The sequence below is a fragment of the Actinomadura coerulea genome (assembly GCF_014208105.1).
GTDB classification, from domain to species: domain Bacteria; phylum Actinomycetota; class Actinomycetes; order Streptosporangiales; family Streptosporangiaceae; genus Spirillospora; species Spirillospora coerulea.
On sequence record NZ_JACHMQ010000001.1, the window covers coordinates 7,035,205 to 7,049,618 of the forward strand.

At 73.4% G+C, this 14,414-nt stretch carries 16 protein-coding genes; 8 read left to right on the forward strand and 8 right to left on the reverse strand.

What is annotated here, in order from left to right; translation table 11 throughout:
* Positions 1-37: 37 nt before the first annotated feature.
* On the forward strand, positions 38-2,347 hold the full coding sequence (locus BKA00_RS32670; RefSeq protein ID WP_185031582.1) for an MMPL family transporter: 2,310 nt from the start codon (positions 38-40) through the stop codon (positions 2,345-2,347).
* 10 nt (positions 2,348-2,357) lie between these two features.
* On the opposite strand, the gene BKA00_RS32675 is transcribed toward BKA00_RS32670, so the two are convergent.
* A complete protein-coding gene (locus BKA00_RS32675; protein ID WP_185031584.1) occupies positions 2,358-2,747 on the reverse strand; it encodes a hypothetical protein in 390 nt (129 codons plus the stop codon).
* Positions 2,744-2,983, reverse strand: coding sequence for a ribbon-helix-helix domain-containing protein (locus tag BKA00_RS32680; RefSeq protein ID WP_149263024.1), 240 nt, complete (start codon positions 2,981-2,983; stop codon positions 2,744-2,746). Before BKA00_RS32680 ends, BKA00_RS32675 begins: the two co-directional genes overlap by 4 nt.
* A 163-nt stretch (positions 2,984-3,146) precedes the next feature.
* Here BKA00_RS32680 and BKA00_RS32685 point away from each other — a divergent pair, with 163 nt between their 5' ends.
* Both BKA00_RS32685 and bluB read left to right on the forward strand, forming a co-directional pair.
* On the forward strand, positions 3,147-3,989 hold the full coding sequence (locus tag BKA00_RS32685) for an SMP-30/gluconolactonase/LRE family protein (RefSeq protein ID WP_185031586.1): 843 nt from the start codon (positions 3,147-3,149) through the stop codon (positions 3,987-3,989).
* Between the two features lie 53 nt (positions 3,990-4,042).
* Complete coding sequence (gene bluB, locus BKA00_RS32690) at positions 4,043-4,672, forward strand: 5,6-dimethylbenzimidazole synthase (RefSeq protein ID WP_185031595.1); 630 nt, start codon at positions 4,043-4,045, stop codon at positions 4,670-4,672.
* On the opposite strand, the gene BKA00_RS32695 is transcribed toward bluB, so the two are convergent.
* Positions 4,566-5,750 carry a glycosyltransferase 87 family protein gene (locus tag BKA00_RS32695; protein WP_185031596.1) on the reverse strand — a complete coding sequence of 395 codons (1,185 nt, stop codon included), beginning with the start codon at positions 5,748-5,750 and terminating at the stop codon, positions 4,566-4,568. The genes bluB and BKA00_RS32695 overlap by 107 nt on opposite strands.
* A gap of 134 nt (positions 5,751-5,884) precedes the next feature.
* Between BKA00_RS32695 and BKA00_RS32700 the strand changes: the two genes are divergently transcribed.
* Genes BKA00_RS32700 through BKA00_RS32715 form a run of 4 tightly spaced genes read left to right on the forward strand, consistent with a single transcriptional unit; the run spans position 5,885 to position 9,016 of the window.
* Positions 5,885-7,015: a sensor histidine kinase gene (locus BKA00_RS32700; protein ID WP_185031598.1), complete on the forward strand. Its 1,131-nt coding sequence runs from the start codon at positions 5,885-5,887 to the stop codon at positions 7,013-7,015.
* A complete protein-coding gene (locus tag BKA00_RS32705) occupies positions 7,012-7,689 on the forward strand; it encodes a response regulator (protein WP_185031600.1) in 678 nt (225 codons plus the stop codon). The genes BKA00_RS32700 and BKA00_RS32705 overlap by 4 nt, the downstream gene beginning before the upstream one ends.
* A 38-nt stretch (positions 7,690-7,727) precedes the next feature.
* Positions 7,728-8,111 carry a BlaI/MecI/CopY family transcriptional regulator gene (locus tag BKA00_RS32710; protein WP_276530152.1) on the forward strand — a complete coding sequence of 128 codons (384 nt, stop codon included), beginning with the start codon at positions 7,728-7,730 and terminating at the stop codon, positions 8,109-8,111.
* A complete protein-coding gene (locus tag BKA00_RS32715; protein ID WP_185031602.1) occupies positions 8,108-9,016 on the forward strand; it encodes a M56 family metallopeptidase in 909 nt (302 codons plus the stop codon). Before BKA00_RS32710 ends, BKA00_RS32715 begins: the two co-directional genes overlap by 4 nt.
* Positions 9,017-9,041: 25 nt before the next feature.
* Here the strand turns inward: BKA00_RS32715 and BKA00_RS32720 are convergent, their stop codons facing one another.
* The 3 genes from BKA00_RS32720 to BKA00_RS32730 all read right to left on the reverse strand — a co-directional run bounded on the left by BKA00_RS32720 (position 9,042) and on the right by BKA00_RS32730 (position 11,559).
* Positions 9,042-9,509: a TIGR03618 family F420-dependent PPOX class oxidoreductase gene (locus tag BKA00_RS32720; RefSeq protein WP_185031604.1), complete on the reverse strand. Its 468-nt coding sequence runs from the start codon at positions 9,507-9,509 to the stop codon at positions 9,042-9,044.
* A 34-nt stretch (positions 9,510-9,543) separates the two neighbouring features.
* Positions 9,544-10,998 (reverse strand): MFS transporter, encoded by a 1,455-nt coding sequence (locus tag BKA00_RS32725; protein ID WP_221493400.1) that lies wholly within the window; start codon positions 10,996-10,998, stop codon positions 9,544-9,546.
* A gap of 72 nt (positions 10,999-11,070) precedes the next feature.
* Positions 11,071-11,559, reverse strand: a complete 489-nt coding sequence (locus BKA00_RS32730) for a MarR family winged helix-turn-helix transcriptional regulator (protein WP_185031606.1) — start codon at positions 11,557-11,559, stop codon at positions 11,071-11,073.
* Between the two features lie 270 nt (positions 11,560-11,829).
* Here BKA00_RS32730 and trpS point away from each other — a divergent pair, with 270 nt between their 5' ends.
* Positions 11,830-12,861 (forward strand): tryptophan--tRNA ligase, encoded by a 1,032-nt coding sequence (gene trpS, locus BKA00_RS32735; protein ID WP_185031608.1) that lies wholly within the window; start codon positions 11,830-11,832, stop codon positions 12,859-12,861.
* A 27-nt stretch (positions 12,862-12,888) separates the two neighbouring features.
* On the opposite strand, the gene BKA00_RS32740 is transcribed toward trpS, so the two are convergent.
* Both BKA00_RS32740 and BKA00_RS32745 read right to left on the reverse strand, forming a co-directional pair.
* Positions 12,889-13,506, reverse strand: coding sequence for a TetR/AcrR family transcriptional regulator (locus BKA00_RS32740; RefSeq protein ID WP_185031610.1), 618 nt, complete (start codon positions 13,504-13,506; stop codon positions 12,889-12,891).
* A gap of 64 nt (positions 13,507-13,570) precedes the next feature.
* A complete protein-coding gene (locus tag BKA00_RS32745) occupies positions 13,571-14,386 on the reverse strand; it encodes a class I SAM-dependent methyltransferase (protein ID WP_185031612.1) in 816 nt (271 codons plus the stop codon).
* Between the last annotated feature and the right edge of the window lie 28 nt (positions 14,387-14,414).

Here is a 14,414-nt window from a genome sequence, read left to right on the forward strand (position 1 = left end):
GTTGCAAAACTGCATGCGATGGGTGTTTTCTGCGGGCATGGCGCGTTTCCTGGAGGCACTCGGACGGCTCTGCGTGCGACGGCGCCGCGCGGTGTTCGAGCTCTGGGTCGCCGTGATGCTCGGCGCGGGCGTCCTCGGCCTGACGCACGGGGGGATGTTCGTCCAGCAGAGCACACTGCCGGGCACCGAGACCCAGCGCGCCCTCGACACGCTCGGGCAGGACTTCCCCGCGATGACCGGGCCGACCGCGACCGTGGTGTTCCATGAGACGCGCCAGGCGAGTCCCGCCGACTGGAGGGTCGCGCTGACCGTCGGCCAGTCGATCGAGAACATCTCGAAGCTGGACCGGGTGGCGTTCGTCGAGAACCCCTACGCGCAGGGGATGGGCGGGCTGAAGGACGACGCCGCCGTCGTGGTCAGGCTCAACTTCGCCGGCACGATGAGCGACGTCGGCCACGCGGACCTCGACGCGCTGAACCGGGCCGTGGAGCCCGCGCGGATGGCCGGGCTGGAGGTGAAGTTCGGCGGGATCGTCGCGATGATCCTCAACCAGCCGAAGGGCGGGCCGCAGGAGGGCGTCGGGATCCTGCTGGCGATGCTGGTCCTGCTGCTGGCGTTCGGCTCGTTCCTCGCCGCGGGCATCCCGATCGTGGTGTCGCTGTGCGGGATGGCGGTGGCGTACTCGCTGATCCACTTCCTGGCGTCGATGTTCCAGATCGCGCCGACCGCGCCGATGGTCGCCGCCATGCTCGGCATCGGCGCCGGGATCGACTACGCCCTGTTCATCGTGACGCGCTACCGGCAGCAGCTCGCCGAGGGCGACGACGCCGAGACCGCGGTCGGGCGCGCCATGGCCCACTCGGGCCACGCGGTCGTGTTCGCCGGCGGCACCGTCGTGTTCGCGATCTGCGGGCTGTTCCTGTCCGGGATCGCCTTCATCGGACGCATCGGGATCGCCGCCGCGCTGGCCGTCGCCATCATGGTCGCCGCGGCGCTGACCCTTCTCCCCGCCGTCCTCGGCGCGCTGGGCCCGCGGATCGACCGGTACCGCCTGCCCCGGGTGCGCCCGGACCGCGCTTCCGCCCGCTGGACGGCCTGGGGGCGCCACGTCGACCGCCACGCCTGGCCGTACGCGATCGTCGCGACGCTCGTCCTGCTGACGCTGTCCGTGCCGACGCTCAGCCTGCGGTTCGGGGTGATGGCCGACAGCATGTCGTCCCCGAAGATGGAGACGCGGCAGGCCTACGACATCGTCGCCGAGGAGTTCGGCGCGGGCCATTACAGCCCGTTCATCGTGGTCGCGAAGGTGCCGGGCGAGGAGAGGCGCACCAGGCCGAAGCGCGTGGTCCCGACCGTGAAGGGGCGCGAGGGGCTGTCCGGCCTGACGGGCCCGGCGGCCTCCGCGCCGAGCCCGCCACCGGAGCCGGCCCGTCCCAAGGGGGCGCCCGACACGACCAAGAAGCCCGACAAGCGGGCGGTCCTGCTCGGTCAGGAACTGCGGCAGAAGCTCTCCGAGGTGCCCGGCGTGGTGTTCACCGGGGAGCCGATCGTGACCGGGACGACGACGATCGTGCAGGTCGTCCCGCGGGACGCGCCGCACGCCGCGTCGACCACCGATCTCGTCCACCGCCTGCGGAACGTGGAGATCCGCGAGGTGCGGGCCGCGCATCCGGGCAGCCGGATCTACCTCGGCGGGGAGAACCCGGCGATCATCGACATCGCCGCCACGGTCGGGGACCGGATGCCGATCGTCGTCGTCGCGGTGGTGGGCGTCGCCCTCCTGCTGCTCGTCGTCGCGTTCCGGTCGCTGATCGTCCCGGTGAAGGCCGCGCTGATGAACCTGCTGTCGATCGGCGCGTCGTTCGGCGTCGTCACGGCCGTCTTCCAGTGGGGCTGGGGCGTCGAGCTGCTCGGCGTCGACCAGGCCATCCCCATCATGTCGTTCATCCCGCTGTTCATGTTCGCCCTGATCTTCGGGCTGTCCATGGACTACGAGGTCTTCCTGCTGTCGCGGATCAAGGAGGAGTACGACCGGACGGGCGATCCGCACGAGTCCGTCGTGACCGGCATCGGGGCCACCGCCCGCCTCATCACCTCGGCCGCCCTCATCATGATCTTCGTGTTCGCCAGCTTCGTCCCGCAGCCGGACCCGATGGTGAAGATGATGGCGCTCGGGCTGGCCGTCGCGGTCGCCATGGACGCCACGATCGTGCGCCTCATGCTCGTCCCGGCGCTGATGAGCCTGCTCGGCCACGCCAACTGGTGGTGGCCGGGCCGTTCGCGTCCGGTCGCGCCGCCGCCCCCGGAACCCGTCCCCGAGCAGCTGGAGCTGGAGCTCACGACCTGACCGCGGCCGGCTAGGGGATCTGCTCCACGCGGACGCCCGGCACGGACGCGTAGAGACCGGGCTCGGCGGTGATCAGGGGCCAGCGGCGCCACCGGGCCGACCACGCCGCCTGGGCGGCGTCCATGCCGAGGTTCGGGATCGTGGTGACGAGCAGGCCCGTCTGCTGGGCGATCACGTCGTCGAGGTCGTCGACGTGCACGACCTGCATGCCGGGAAGGCGCTCCAGCACGGCGCGGCCGTGGTCGGGAACGAGCTGCCAGGCGCGGGCGAGCGACGTCGCGGGGATGACGATGGTGGCGTGCTGGGCGATGGACGCCCGGAGCCGGGCGCGGACGTAGACGGTCTTGCCGGTGGCGAGGTCCAGGAGGGCTGTCGCGTCGAAGACGTGACCGGTGATCACGCGACGTCCCGGCGGGACGAGGGGCCGCCCTCGACCAGCCGGTCGACCATGGCCTGCTCGTCGGGGCTCGGCGGCCCGAACAGGTCGTCGATCGTGGAGGCGTCCCGCAGGTAGGCCAGCTTCAGCCGCGCGCCGTCCGCCAGGAACCCCGACACCGAGGCGATCTTCTTGTCCTCGGCGAGCCCCTGGAGCGTGGCGGCAAGCTCGTCGGGCAGCGTGATGTTGAGTCTCGCCATGGGGCACACGATACACACTCGGAGGCCTCCGAGTGTGTACTCGGGTCGTCCCGGCTTCCGCGGAACGCGGGCCGCGGGACGGGCGGCGGCGAAGTGTCGATCCGGCGGGAGGCCGTTCGTGTAGAGGGCGGAACATCGGTACCGGAAGAGGACGGTGAGCGAGATGGACGAAGTCCGGACGCTGGTCGACGGCCGCGGACTGGTCGAGTCGCCGCGCTGGCACGGCGACAGGTTGTACTTCTCGGACTGGACCGCGGGCGAGGTCGTCGCGGTCGGGCAGGACGGCGCGAGCGAGGTGGTGGCGCGGGTGGAGTCGCTCCCGCTGTGCACCGCGTGGCTGCCGGACGGCCGGATGGTGATCGTCTCGTCGCCGGACGGACGGCTGCTGCGCCGGGAACCGGACGGCTCCCTGGCCACCCACGCCGACCTGGGCCGGCCCGGCTGGAACGACGTCGTCGCCGACGGGCGCGGCAACGTCTACGTCAACCGGCCCGGCTTCGACCCGATGGCCGGGGAGGAGTTCGCGCCCGGGGCGGTCGCTCTGGTGCGCCCGGACGGCTCCGTGCGGGAGGCGGCGGGCGGCATCGATTTCCCCAACGGCATGGCGGTGACGCCCGGCGACTCCACGCTGATCGTCGCGGACTCCTACGGCGGCCGCCTGGAGGCCTTCGACATCGGCGCGGACGGGGAGCTGTCCGGCCGCCGGACCTGGGCGGACCTCGGTGACGGCGTACCGGACGGCATCTGCGTGGACGCGGAGAACGCCGTCTGGTACGCCGACGTCCCCAACCGGCGGTGCGTGCGCGTCGCGGAGGGCGGCGCGGTGCTGCGCGTCGTCGACCTCGACCGCGGGGGCTTCGCCTGCGTCCTGGGCGGGCCGGGCGGGACCACCCTGTTCGTCACGGCCGCCGAATGGCGCGGGATGACCGAGCCCGAGCCGGTGGCGCCCGGCAGCGGCCGGGTGTTCGCCGTCGAGGTCGACGTCCCGGGCGCCGGCCGGCCCTGACCGTCCCGCCCGGCGGGGCGGCCGGGTCACCGGCGTGGGCACAATCGCCTGCCATGGAGATCTACGACGCCATCCACCGCCGCCGCGACGTGCGCGGCGAGTTCACCGGGGAGCCCATACCCCGGGACGTCCTCGACCGGGTGCTGGAGGCCGCGCACGCCGCGCCGAGCGTCGGGCTGTCCCAGCCGTGGGACTTCGTGCTCGTGGGAGACCCGGGGATCCGGCGGGCCTTCCACGAGCACGTCCAGTCGGAACGCGCCGCCTTCGCCGCCACCCTGACGGGAGCCGCCGCCGAGCGGTTCGCCCGGATCAAGATCGACGGCATCCTGGAGTCCAGCCTGTCGGTCGTGGTCACCTACGATCCCGAGCGCGGCGGCCCCGCGGTCCTGGGGCGGCACGCGATCGCCGACGCGGGGCTGTACTCGGTGTGCCTGGCGATCCAGAACCTGTGGCTCGCCGCCACCGCCGAGGGCCTCGGCGTCGGGTGGGTGTCGTTCTACCGGGAGCCGCACCTGCGCGGCCTGCTCGGCATCCCGGAGGCGATCCGCCCGGTCGCCTGGCTCTGCCTCGGCCCCGTCACCCACCTGGAACCGGTTCCGGATCTCGAGCGGCATGGCTGGCGGCGCCGCAGGCCGCTGGACGCCGCCGTCCACCACGATCGCTGGAGGGAGCCGGCGGGCTGACCCGCAGGCGGATCGCCGTGTACGCCAGGAAGGCCAGGCCCGCCAGCAGGTAGCAGTTGGCGACCGGGGTCAGGACGTGGAAGCCGTACTCGCGCGGGTCGCCGCCGTGGGGCGTCCACCACAGGGGTGAGACGGCGAAGACGACGTAGGCGGCCAGGGCGCTCTTCCGGTGGCCGTTCCGGAGCAGCACCGCCAGCGCCGGGACGATCCACACCCAGTGGTGCGCCCAGGAGATCGGGGAGACGAGCAGGCCCGTCGCCCCGGTGGCCGCCGTCGCGGTCGGCCAGTCGCCTCTCCTGGCCCAGAGGGCGGCGATCGCGAGGCCGAAGACGGCGATGGTCAGAGGGATGGCCGTATACCAGTCGCCGACCTCGGCCGTTCCCCGCAATATGCGGGTCAGCGCGCCATAGGGGGACTGATTGCTGATGTAGGCGACGCCCACGCGCGAGGTGTCGTAGAAGGTGCGCGACCAATAGACGCGGGACGCCTCGGGGGCGACGGAAGAGGCGAGGAGAGTGCAGGCGGCGAAGGTCGCGGTGGCGGTGACCGCGTCCTTCGTCCGCCTGCCCAGCAGGAGCAGGACGACGAAGACGGCCGGCGTCAGTTTGACCGCCGTGGCGATGCCGATGCCGATTCCGGCCGGGCGGCCGCGCGCGACTCGATCCACGTCCGCGAGGACCAGGGCGAGCAGGACGAGGTTGACCTGCCCGAGGAAGAACGACTGCCAGACCGGTTGGAGGAGAAGGCCCGCCGCCACCACGGCCACGAGGGGCGCTCTGCGGCCGGCCATTCTCAGCGTCAGCGCGCATGCCCAGACGAAAGCCGCCAGGGAGGACAGTTGCCACAGCATGCGGGCGACGCCGAGCGGCAGGGCGGCCAGGGGGGTGAACAGTGCGGCCATGAAAGGCGTATTGGTGAAGTAGTGCCCGGCGAGCTGTTCCCGGTAAAGGTGCGCTCCGTCCGTCAGGGCTTGCCCGCCGAGCCGGTAGATGCGGAAATCCAGCGAGTCGTAGGCGGCGGAGAAGACGACGATTCCGAGGACTTCGACGGCCAGAACGAGAGATGCCCAGCGCTTCATGTGAGCGACGGTCTCGGTGGACGCGCCCGTCGCGCATCGGGCCGCCGGACACATTGGTGAAAGGCGCTCGTAGCCTGCGGGATTACGCCTCCGGGCCAATGTGCCGGGACGGGGGCGGCGGTTACGATCGGCCCATGTCAGCCCTGTCGGTGCGCCGCGTCAGCCGCGGCACGGGGACGGTCCTCGCCTGGTGCGGCGCCGCCGTGTACCCGGTGGTCCTGTTCCTCACGTTCTCCCATGGGCGGTCCGCCTTCCAGCAGTTGGAGATCCCCGTCGCGACCGGGCTCACGGTCCTCGTGCTGTCCCTGCTGCGGCGGCGGGCTCTCGCCGCCCACGCGCTCCTGCTCCTCGCCTGGATCTTCGCGCTACTGACGCTGCCGGTGGGGGCGGCCGCCGGCCTGCTGATCGTGATCACCGACGTCTCGTCCGGCTACATCGCGGCGACCCGCCCGCGGAAGGTCTCCGTCCCCGTCGTGGCCGCGACGTGCCTCTTCCAGGCGGCGGCCGTCGCCGCGTTCCTGCACGCCGACGAGATCCTGCTGATGACGGTCCTGCTGGCCGCGGCCGTCACGTTCATGGCGGGGAACTCGGTCAGGACGCGGCGCGCGCACGCCGAGGCGATGCGGGAGCAGGCCACCGCGCGGGCCGTCGCGGCCGAGCGGCTCCGGATCGCGCGGGAGCTGCACGACATGGTCGCCCACAGCATCGGGATCATCGCGATCCAGGCGGGCGTGGGCGGACGGGTCATCGGGACCCAGCCCGCCGAGGCCCGCAACGCGCTGGAGGCCATCGAGGCCACCAGCCGCGACACCCTGTCCGGGCTGCGCAGGATGCTCACCGCCCTCCGCAAGGACGACCCCGGCGCCGCGCCGCTCGGGCCCGCCCCCGGCCTGGACGACCTCGCCCGCCTCGCCGAGGCCGCGCGGGACGCGGGCGTCGCGGTCGACGTCCTCACCTCGGGCGAGCCGAGGGCGCTCCCGCCGGACGTCGACCTGTCCGCCTACCGGATCGTCCAGGAGGCGGTCACGAACGTCGTCCGGCACGCGGGCACCGACCGCTGCCGGGTGACGGTCGGCTACGGCGACGGGGAGCTGTCCGTCGAGATCGAGGACGACGGGGACGGCGGCGTGGTCGGCACCGGGTACGGCCTCGTCGGGATGCGGGAGCGGGTCGCCCTGCTGCGCGGCGAGTTCGCCGCGGGCCCGCGGCCCGGCGGAGGGTTCCGGGTGGCGGCGCGGATCCCGGCGCCGGCGGCGGCCGCATGACGATCCGCGTCCTGCTGGCCGACGACCAGCCGCTGATCCGCGCCGGGCTGCGCGTCCTGATCGCCGACACCCCCGACCTGGAGATCGCGGGCGAGGCCGGGACCGGGGCCGAGGCGGTCGGGCTCGTGGCGGAGACGAGCCCGGACGTGGTCGTGATGGACATCCGCATGCCCGACATGGACGGCATCGAGGCCACCCGCCGCATCCGCGGCGCGGGACCCGGCACCGCCCGCGTGCTGATGCTGACCACCTTCGACGACGACGACTACGTCTACGGCTCGCTCCGGGCGGGCGCCAGCGGGTTCCTCGTGAAGGACATGGCGCTGGAGGAGATCCTCGCGGCGATCCGCGTCGTCGCGGGCGGGGACGCCCTGATCGCGCCGAGCGTCACCCGGAGGCTGATCGAGGAGTTCGCGGCGCGTCCGCAACCGGCCGCCGGGAAGCCCCGCCGGGTGGAGGGCGTCACCGAGCGCGAGCTGGAGGTGCTGACCCTCGTCGGGCGCGGCCTGTCCAACCAGGAGATCGCCGCGGAACTGGTCATCAGCGTGGCCACCGCGAAGGCGCACGTCGCGCGGCTGCTCGCCAAGCTCGGCGCCCGCGACCGCGTCCAGCTCGTCATCATCGCCTACGAGTTCGGCCTCGTCGCGCCCCCTACGGGCGGTAGTACTACCTGACGTGGTCAGTGCGGTGACCGTCGGATAATCTGGACCGCGTGAAGGGTCTGGGAGAGCTTGAACGCACGGTCATGGAGGTCCTGTGGGCGCGGCAGGAAGCCGGGCACCCGGCGGCCACCGCGCGCGACGTCAGCCGTGCCCTCGCCGACGACCGGGACCTCGCGCACACCACGGTCATGACCGTCCTCGACAGGCTCGCGAAGAAGGGCTTCCTGGAACGCGAGCGGGACGGCCGCGCCTGGCGCTACCACCCCGTGGCGAGCCGCGAGATGTACGTCACCGAGCTGATGCTCGGGGCCCTGAACGAGACCGGTGACCGCGACGCGGCGCTCGCGCACTTCGTCCGCTCCGTGTCGCGAGACGAGATCGACGTGATCCGTGAGACCCTCGCGGGCCTCACCGGTAAGGAACCTCCGGCATGACCGGCACCGCCCTGCTCGCATTGATCTCACTGGGGACCGTCGGCGGGGCGCACCTGCTGTCCCGGGCCCGGTGGACGTGGCGCACGCCCCGGATCGGGATCGCGCTCTGGCAGGCCCTCGGGCTGTGCTGGGGCGTCGCCACGATCGGCGCCCTGCTCGGGCTCGCCCTCCTGCCGTACCGCAAGGGCGTCCTCGGCGGTCTGCCCGGCCTGTACGACGACCAGGCGGCCCGGCTCAACCCGGTGCAGGTGGCGGCCCTGCTCGCCGCGATCAGCCTGACCGGCGTGCTGCTGGTCATGCTGATGTTCGCGGTGCTGCGGGTCGTGCGGGCCCGGCGACGGCACCGGGCCCTGCTCGCGCTGGTGTCGCGCCGCGACTCCTCGGTGCCCGGCACCCTCGTCCTCGACCACCCCGGCGCCGCGGCGTACTGCGTGCCGGGCGTCCGCTCGTCCAAGGTCGTCGTCAGCGCCGGGACGCTGGAGCTGCTCGACCGCGGCGAGCTGGCCGCGGTGCTCGCGCACGAGCGCGCGCACGCCCGCGAGCGCCACGACCTGGTGCTGCTGCCGTTCGCGTCGCTGCGCCAGGTCTTCCCGCAGTTCCGGCTGGTCGGACGGTGCCTGGACGCGGTGGAGCTGCTGATCGAGATGGCCGCCGACGACCGCGCCCGGCACGGCCGCCCGCCGCGCGAGCTGGCGACCGCGCTGCTGCGCTTCGCCGCCGCCCGCCCGGCCGCCGCGCCGTCCGGCACGCTCGGCGTCGCCTCGCACAGCGACATCCCGGTGATGGCGCGGGTGCAGCGGCTGCTGGAGCCGGAGCCGCTGCCCCGCCGGACGCGCCTCGCCGCGTCGATCGCCGTCCCGGTCATCGCCGTCCTCCCGCTGCTGCTCCTGGTCCTGCCGCACTGATCCGCCGGCGCCGCCGGCCGCACCGCTAGTCGGCCAGGACCGTCCCGTACAGGCGGGTGACGCGCAGGCGGATCACCAGCCGACGGTCCTTCACCATCTGCTCCAGGAACGCCCGCTCGTCGGCCGGGTCGGCGAAGCCCGGCGTCATCGCGAGCAGTTCGCGCCCCGTCGCGTCCCCGGGCTCCTCGGTGACGGGGGACAGCTCGGCGGCGCCCTCGGCGACCGCGAACGACAGGTGGCCGGGGCCGGAGGCGTGCAGCGCGGCGCGCGGTTCGCGCCGCAGCTGCTTCACCTTCGCCCGGTCGGCCGTCGTGGAGATCCGCACGACGCGCTCGTCCGGGTCCCACGTGTAGACGACCGTGGAGACGTGCGGGTGGCCGCTCTTCTTGGTCGTGGCGAGGACGCCGAACTGCTGCTCGCCGAGGAGGCGGGACAGCTCGTCCTCGCCGATGGGCTTGGGGCCGGGTCCCTGTCCGGGGCCGTACTCGGTCATCGTGATCTCCTTCGGGTGGTGTTCGGTGGTGGGGTCAGACGGTGGTGGGGACGGACTCGACGGGCGCGGCGCCGGCCACGGGCGCCGGGCGGCGCAGGACGAGCAGCGACACCGCGAGCGCGGCGACCAGCAGGCCGGCCGAGACGGTGAACGCCAGGTGGTAGCCGCCGGTGAGGGCCGCGGCGGTGTCCCGCCCGTCCGCCCGCAGGGACTCCACGCGGGACGCGGCGAGCGTGGTCATGACCGCGACGCCGAGCGCCATCCCGACCTGCTGGACGGTGTTGAACAGCCCGGACGCCAGGCCGGCGTCCTCGGGACGGGCGCTGGACATGCCGAGCCCGGTCAGTGACGGCAGCACGAGCCCGCCGCCGGCGATCAGCACGAACACCGGGAGCAGGTCGGTGACGTAGTCCGCGTCCACCGGGACGGTCGTGAGCCAGGCCATCGCGCCGATGAGCAGGACGAGCCCCGCCACCAGCACGAAGCGCTCGCCGAAGCGGTTGGAGAGCCGCGCGGAGGCCAGCAGCGACACCGCGCCGATCGACACGGCCGCGGGGAGCATCGCGAGGCCGGTGCCGAGCGCGCTGTAGCCGAGGACCTGCTGCATGTAGAGGGCGACGATCACCTGGAAGGAGAACATCGCCGACAGGGTGAGCAACTGGACCACGTAGGCGCCGGACACGTTGCGGGAGCGCAGGATCCGCAGCGGCATCAGCGGCGTCGCGGCGCGGGACTGGCGGAGGACGAACCCGGCGAGCAGCGCCAGCGCCACGGCGCCGAGGCCGAGCGTGTGCGCCGAGAGCCAGCCGAACCGCTCGACTTTGACGACGGTGTAGATGCCGAGCATCAGCCCGGACGTGACCAGCACCGCGCCGGCGATGTCGGCGCCGGCGGCCAGGCCGGCGCCCCGGTCGCGGGGGAGCGCGGGGAGGGCGAGCAGCATCACGGCGAGGCCGATCGGCAGGTTGATCAGGAAGATCCAGTGCCAGCTCAGCACGTCGGTGAGCACGCCGCCGACCACCTGCCCGATGGACGCGCCGGCCGCGCCGGTGAAGCTGAACACCCCGATCGCCTTGGCCCGTTCGCGGGGGTCGGTGAACAGCGTCACGAGGATGCCGAGGACGACGGCGGAGGAGAGGGCGCTGCCGACGCCCTGCAGGAACCGGGCGGCGATCAGGAGGCCGGAGGTGGTGGCGGCGCCCGCCAGCACCGACGCCGCCGTGAAGACGGCGTTCCCGGCGAGGAACAGCGTCCGGCGGCCGACGAGGTCGCCGAGCCGGCCGGCGAGGAGCAGCAGGCCGCCGAGGGGGATCAGGTAGGCGTTCATGATCCAGCTGAGCCCGGCGGGCGAGAAGCCGAGGTCGTCCTGGATGGCGGGGGCCGCGACCGTGACGATGCTGCCGTCGAGGATCGTCATCAGCATCGTGGCGGACAGCACACCGAGCGCCGCCCATCGGGAGCGGAGCGGGGAGAGCGAGAGGGAGGGCATTGGTCTTCTCCTGTCGGGAGGTACAGGAGAAACCGTAGCAGATAGTTTCGTTGCAGACTATCTGAGACGGATTTACTTCGTGCGCTGGCGGGCGCGCCGGGCCGGCGCCGAGGCCTCCGGCGGGGTGGCCAGATGCCCGCTGACCAGCGTGTTCAACGCCCGCACGAGGGCCTCGCGCTGGTCGTCCGGCAGCGAGTCGAGGGCCGCCGCGTGGACGCCGTCCACGATCTGCTGGCTGCGCGCGGCGACCCGCGCGCCCTCCTCGGTGACGGCGATGATCCGGGCCCGCCGGTCCCGGGACGAGGCGCGCCGCTCGGCGAGCCCGGCCTTCTCCAGCGCGTCCACGGTCACGACCATGGTGGTCTTGTCCATGTCGCCGATCTCGGCGAGCTGGATCTGGGTGCGCTCCTCCTCCAGCGCGTGCACCAGGACGCAGTGCATGCGCGGGGTCAGCCCGATCTCCGCGAGCGCCGCGGTCATGCGGCCGCGCAGCACGTGGCTGGTGTGGTCGAGCAGGAAGGACAGGTCCGTCTGCGTGCGTGCGGGCGCCATCGAGGTCATGCGCCCAGCCTACCCAAGATGGTTCCGTTCCAGATTATCTGGCAGCCCTCGCATCCGGCGGGCCGGCATCCGGCGGGCCGGCATCCGGGGCCCCGGCATCGCATGGGCTAGCATGGAGGGGTGAAGCGCACCGCATGTCTCGGCTGGTGGCCGTCCTAGGACGGCCACAGCGACGCATGCGATCGGGCCGTCCCCTGGACGGCCCTTTCTCTTCCTCGGTGAACCGGGCCGGACCGGCGGGACGTCCGGAGACCCGACGAGGAGGACCCCATGGACATCACCCCCGAAGCCCGCAGCCGCGAGCTGGAAGAACGCGTCGCGGCCGACCCCGGAGCCTTCCGGATCCTGACCGGCGACCGCCCCACCGGCCCGCTGCACCTCGGGCACTACTTCGGCACCCTGGCGAACCGGGCGCGGCTCCAGCGCGCGGGCGTGGAACTGTTCGTCCTGGTGGCCGACTACCAGGTGCTCACCGACCGGGACGTCGCCGACCACCTCTCGGAGTACGTCGAGGGCCTGGTCGCCGACTACCTCGCGGCCGGGATCGACCCGTCCACGGCGACGGTCTTCCGGCACAGCTCCGTCCCCGCGCTGAACCAGCTCATGCTGCCGTTCCTGTCGCTGGTGTCGATCGCGGAGCTGAGCCGCAACCCCACGGTGAAGGACGAGATCGCGACGTCCCGGCAGGCGGCGGTCAGCGGGCTGATGTTCACCTACCCCGTCCACCAGGCCGCCGACATCCTGTTCTGCAAGGCGAACCTCGTGCCCGTCGGCCGGGACCAGCTCCCGCACCAGGAGATCACCCGGACCGTCGCGCGCCGCTTCAACGAGCGCTACGGGCCCGTCTTCCCGGTCCCGGACGCCCTGCTGTCGGCCGCGCCCGTCCTGCTCGGAACCGACGGCCGCAAGATGAGCAAGAGCCGTGGCAACGCCATCGCGCTCTCCGCCACCGAGGACGAGACGGCGCGGCTGATCAGGCGGGCCGTGACCGACGCCGACCGGACCATCGCCTACGCGCCCGAGACCCGCCCGGAGGTCTCCAGCCTGGTGCTGCTCGCCGCGCTCTGCCAGGACCGCGACCCGCACGCCGTCGCCGCCGAGATCGGCGACGGCGGCTCGGCGGCGCTGAAGAAGGTCGTGACCGACTCGGTGAACGAGTTCCTGCGGCCGATCCGCGCCCGCCGCGCCGAGCTGGCCGCGGACCGCGCGTACCTGCGCGGCGTCCTGGCCGAGGGCGACGAGCGCGCCAACGCGATCGCGGACCGCACGCTGGCGGAGGTCAGGGAGGCGATGGCGTCGTGAACGGCGGGGCGTGAGAGGCGTGGCGTCCTAGCGGGGGGCGATGCCGTGGAGGACGGTCGCGACGAGGTCGTCCACGAGCTCGGGGGACACGCGGTCGGCGAGGCCCTGGCCACGGAACAGCAGCGACAGCACCGGCTCGTGGCACGCGCCGACGATCAGCGAGGCGGCCGCCTCCACCCGGGCGTCCGGGGCGAGGCGGCCGAGGTCGCGCTCGCCGCGCAGGTAGGAGGCGAGCCGCTCGTTCCAGGTACCGCCCCCGCCGGTCAGCGCCGCGAACCGGGCGAGGACGGCCGGGTTGCCGACCAGCCCGGTCAGCGCGGGCAGCATCCCGTCGTGCAGGGCGAGGCCGTACGCCACGTACGCGCGCAGGTTCTCCTCGACCGTGCCGGCGCCGGGCTCGGGCAGCGGGCCGAGCGGCCGCGCGACCGACTCGGCGTGCGCCCGCAGCGCGTGCGCGAGCAGCTCCTCCTTGTCGGCGAAGTGGTTGTAGAGGACGCCGTCGGCGACGCCGGCCTCCCGCGCGATCGCCCGGACGGTCAGGCCCGCCGTCCCGCGCTCGGCGATCATCCGCTCGGCCGTGGCGATCAGGTGGTCGGGCAGGGTGCGGCCGCCGGCGCCCAGCGCCGCCGCTCTTCGAGGTGACATCACCCCGCATCGTAATGAGCGGGCCCGGGCCTGTGCGCGGCGAGCCCCGGCCCGGCGGCGCGCCTCACCGCCGTGCCGTGACCAGCCACGCGGTGCCGCGCAGGCGGACGGCGCCGTCGCGCTCGAAGGGCCGCATCGCCTCGACGAGGGCGTCGCGCACCTCGTCGCCCGTGCCGTAGTTGTAGTGGATCGGGCCCCACCCGGCGAAGAACTCCCCGGCCTCGCGGGCGTCGCGGCCCCAGATCTGCTGGGCCTCGACCCGGCGGCTGGACACGCCGTGGAAGCCGGCGCCGCCGAGGATCTCCTGGACGCGGCCCGGGTCCGACAGCGACAGCGGCCCGCCGTCGTGCCCGATCGGGGGGCGGTCGAGGGGCGGCAGCGCGGCCATGAGGGCTCCCATGTCGTTCTCGGCGGGGGGCGTCATGCACAGGAACGCCAGCCGGCCCCCCTCGCGCAGCGCCCGCCGGACGTTGCCGAACGCGGCGACCGGGTCGGCGAAGAACATGATCCCGAACCGGCTGACGGCGACGTCGAAGCCGGCGGCGGGGAACGGGTGCACCTGCGCGTCGCCCCGCTCGAAGGCCGCGTTCGCGACGCCCTCCTCGTCGGCGAGCGCGCGGGCGCGGGCGAGCATCGGCCGGGAGAGGTCGACGCCCGTGGCGGCGCCGAGGGGCGCCCGCCTCGCGGCGAGCCGGGTGACCTGCCCGTTCCCGCAGCCGATGTCGAGGATCCGGTCGCGCGGCCCGATCGCCGCCGCCTCCAGCAGGGCGTCGTTGAACCCGCCGTTCATGGCGTCGTACCGGTCGTGGTTCTCGGCCCAGTGCTCGCCCTCGTACCCGTTCCACGCCTCCGCCTGGTGGGTGTTGACGATCTCCGTCATGTCTCCTCCTTATGAACGCATGTTCATG

Bases quoted from the DNA above. Each gene is read 5' to 3' on its own strand.
- bluB (WP_185031595.1), top strand. From the start codon at position 4,043: ATGGAGATCTACGACGCCATCCACCGCCGCCGCGACGTGCGCGGCGAG.
- BKA00_RS32740 (WP_185031610.1), bottom strand. From the start codon at position 13,506: ATGTCACCTCGAAGAGCGGCGGCGCTGGGCGCCGGCGGCCGCACCCTG.
- BKA00_RS32730 (WP_185031606.1), bottom strand. From the start codon at position 11,559: ATGACCTCGATGGCGCCCGCACGCACGCAGACGGACCTGTCCTTCCTG.
- BKA00_RS32670 (WP_185031582.1), top strand. From the start codon at position 38: ATGGCGCGTTTCCTGGAGGCACTCGGACGGCTCTGCGTGCGACGGCGC.
- BKA00_RS32700 (WP_185031598.1), top strand. From the start codon at position 5,885: ATGTCAGCCCTGTCGGTGCGCCGCGTCAGCCGCGGCACGGGGACGGTC.
- BKA00_RS32685 (WP_185031586.1), top strand. From the start codon at position 3,147: ATGGACGAAGTCCGGACGCTGGTCGACGGCCGCGGACTGGTCGAGTCG.
- BKA00_RS32680 (WP_149263024.1), bottom strand. From the start codon at position 2,983: ATGGCGAGACTCAACATCACGCTGCCCGACGAGCTTGCCGCCACGCTC.
- BKA00_RS32725 (WP_221493400.1), bottom strand. From the start codon at position 10,998: ATGCCCTCCCTCTCGCTCTCCCCGCTCCGCTCCCGATGGGCGGCGCTC.
- BKA00_RS32745 (WP_185031612.1), bottom strand. From the start codon at position 14,386: ATGACGGAGATCGTCAACACCCACCAGGCGGAGGCGTGGAACGGGTAC.
- BKA00_RS32715 (WP_185031602.1), top strand. From the start codon at position 8,108: ATGACCGGCACCGCCCTGCTCGCATTGATCTCACTGGGGACCGTCGGC.
- BKA00_RS32695 (WP_185031596.1), bottom strand. From the start codon at position 5,750: ATGAAGCGCTGGGCATCTCTCGTTCTGGCCGTCGAAGTCCTCGGAATC.
- BKA00_RS32705 (WP_185031600.1), top strand. From the start codon at position 7,012: ATGACGATCCGCGTCCTGCTGGCCGACGACCAGCCGCTGATCCGCGCC.
- trpS (WP_185031608.1), top strand. From the start codon at position 11,830: ATGGACATCACCCCCGAAGCCCGCAGCCGCGAGCTGGAAGAACGCGTC.
- BKA00_RS32720 (WP_185031604.1), bottom strand. From the start codon at position 9,509: ATGACCGAGTACGGCCCCGGACAGGGACCCGGCCCCAAGCCCATCGGC.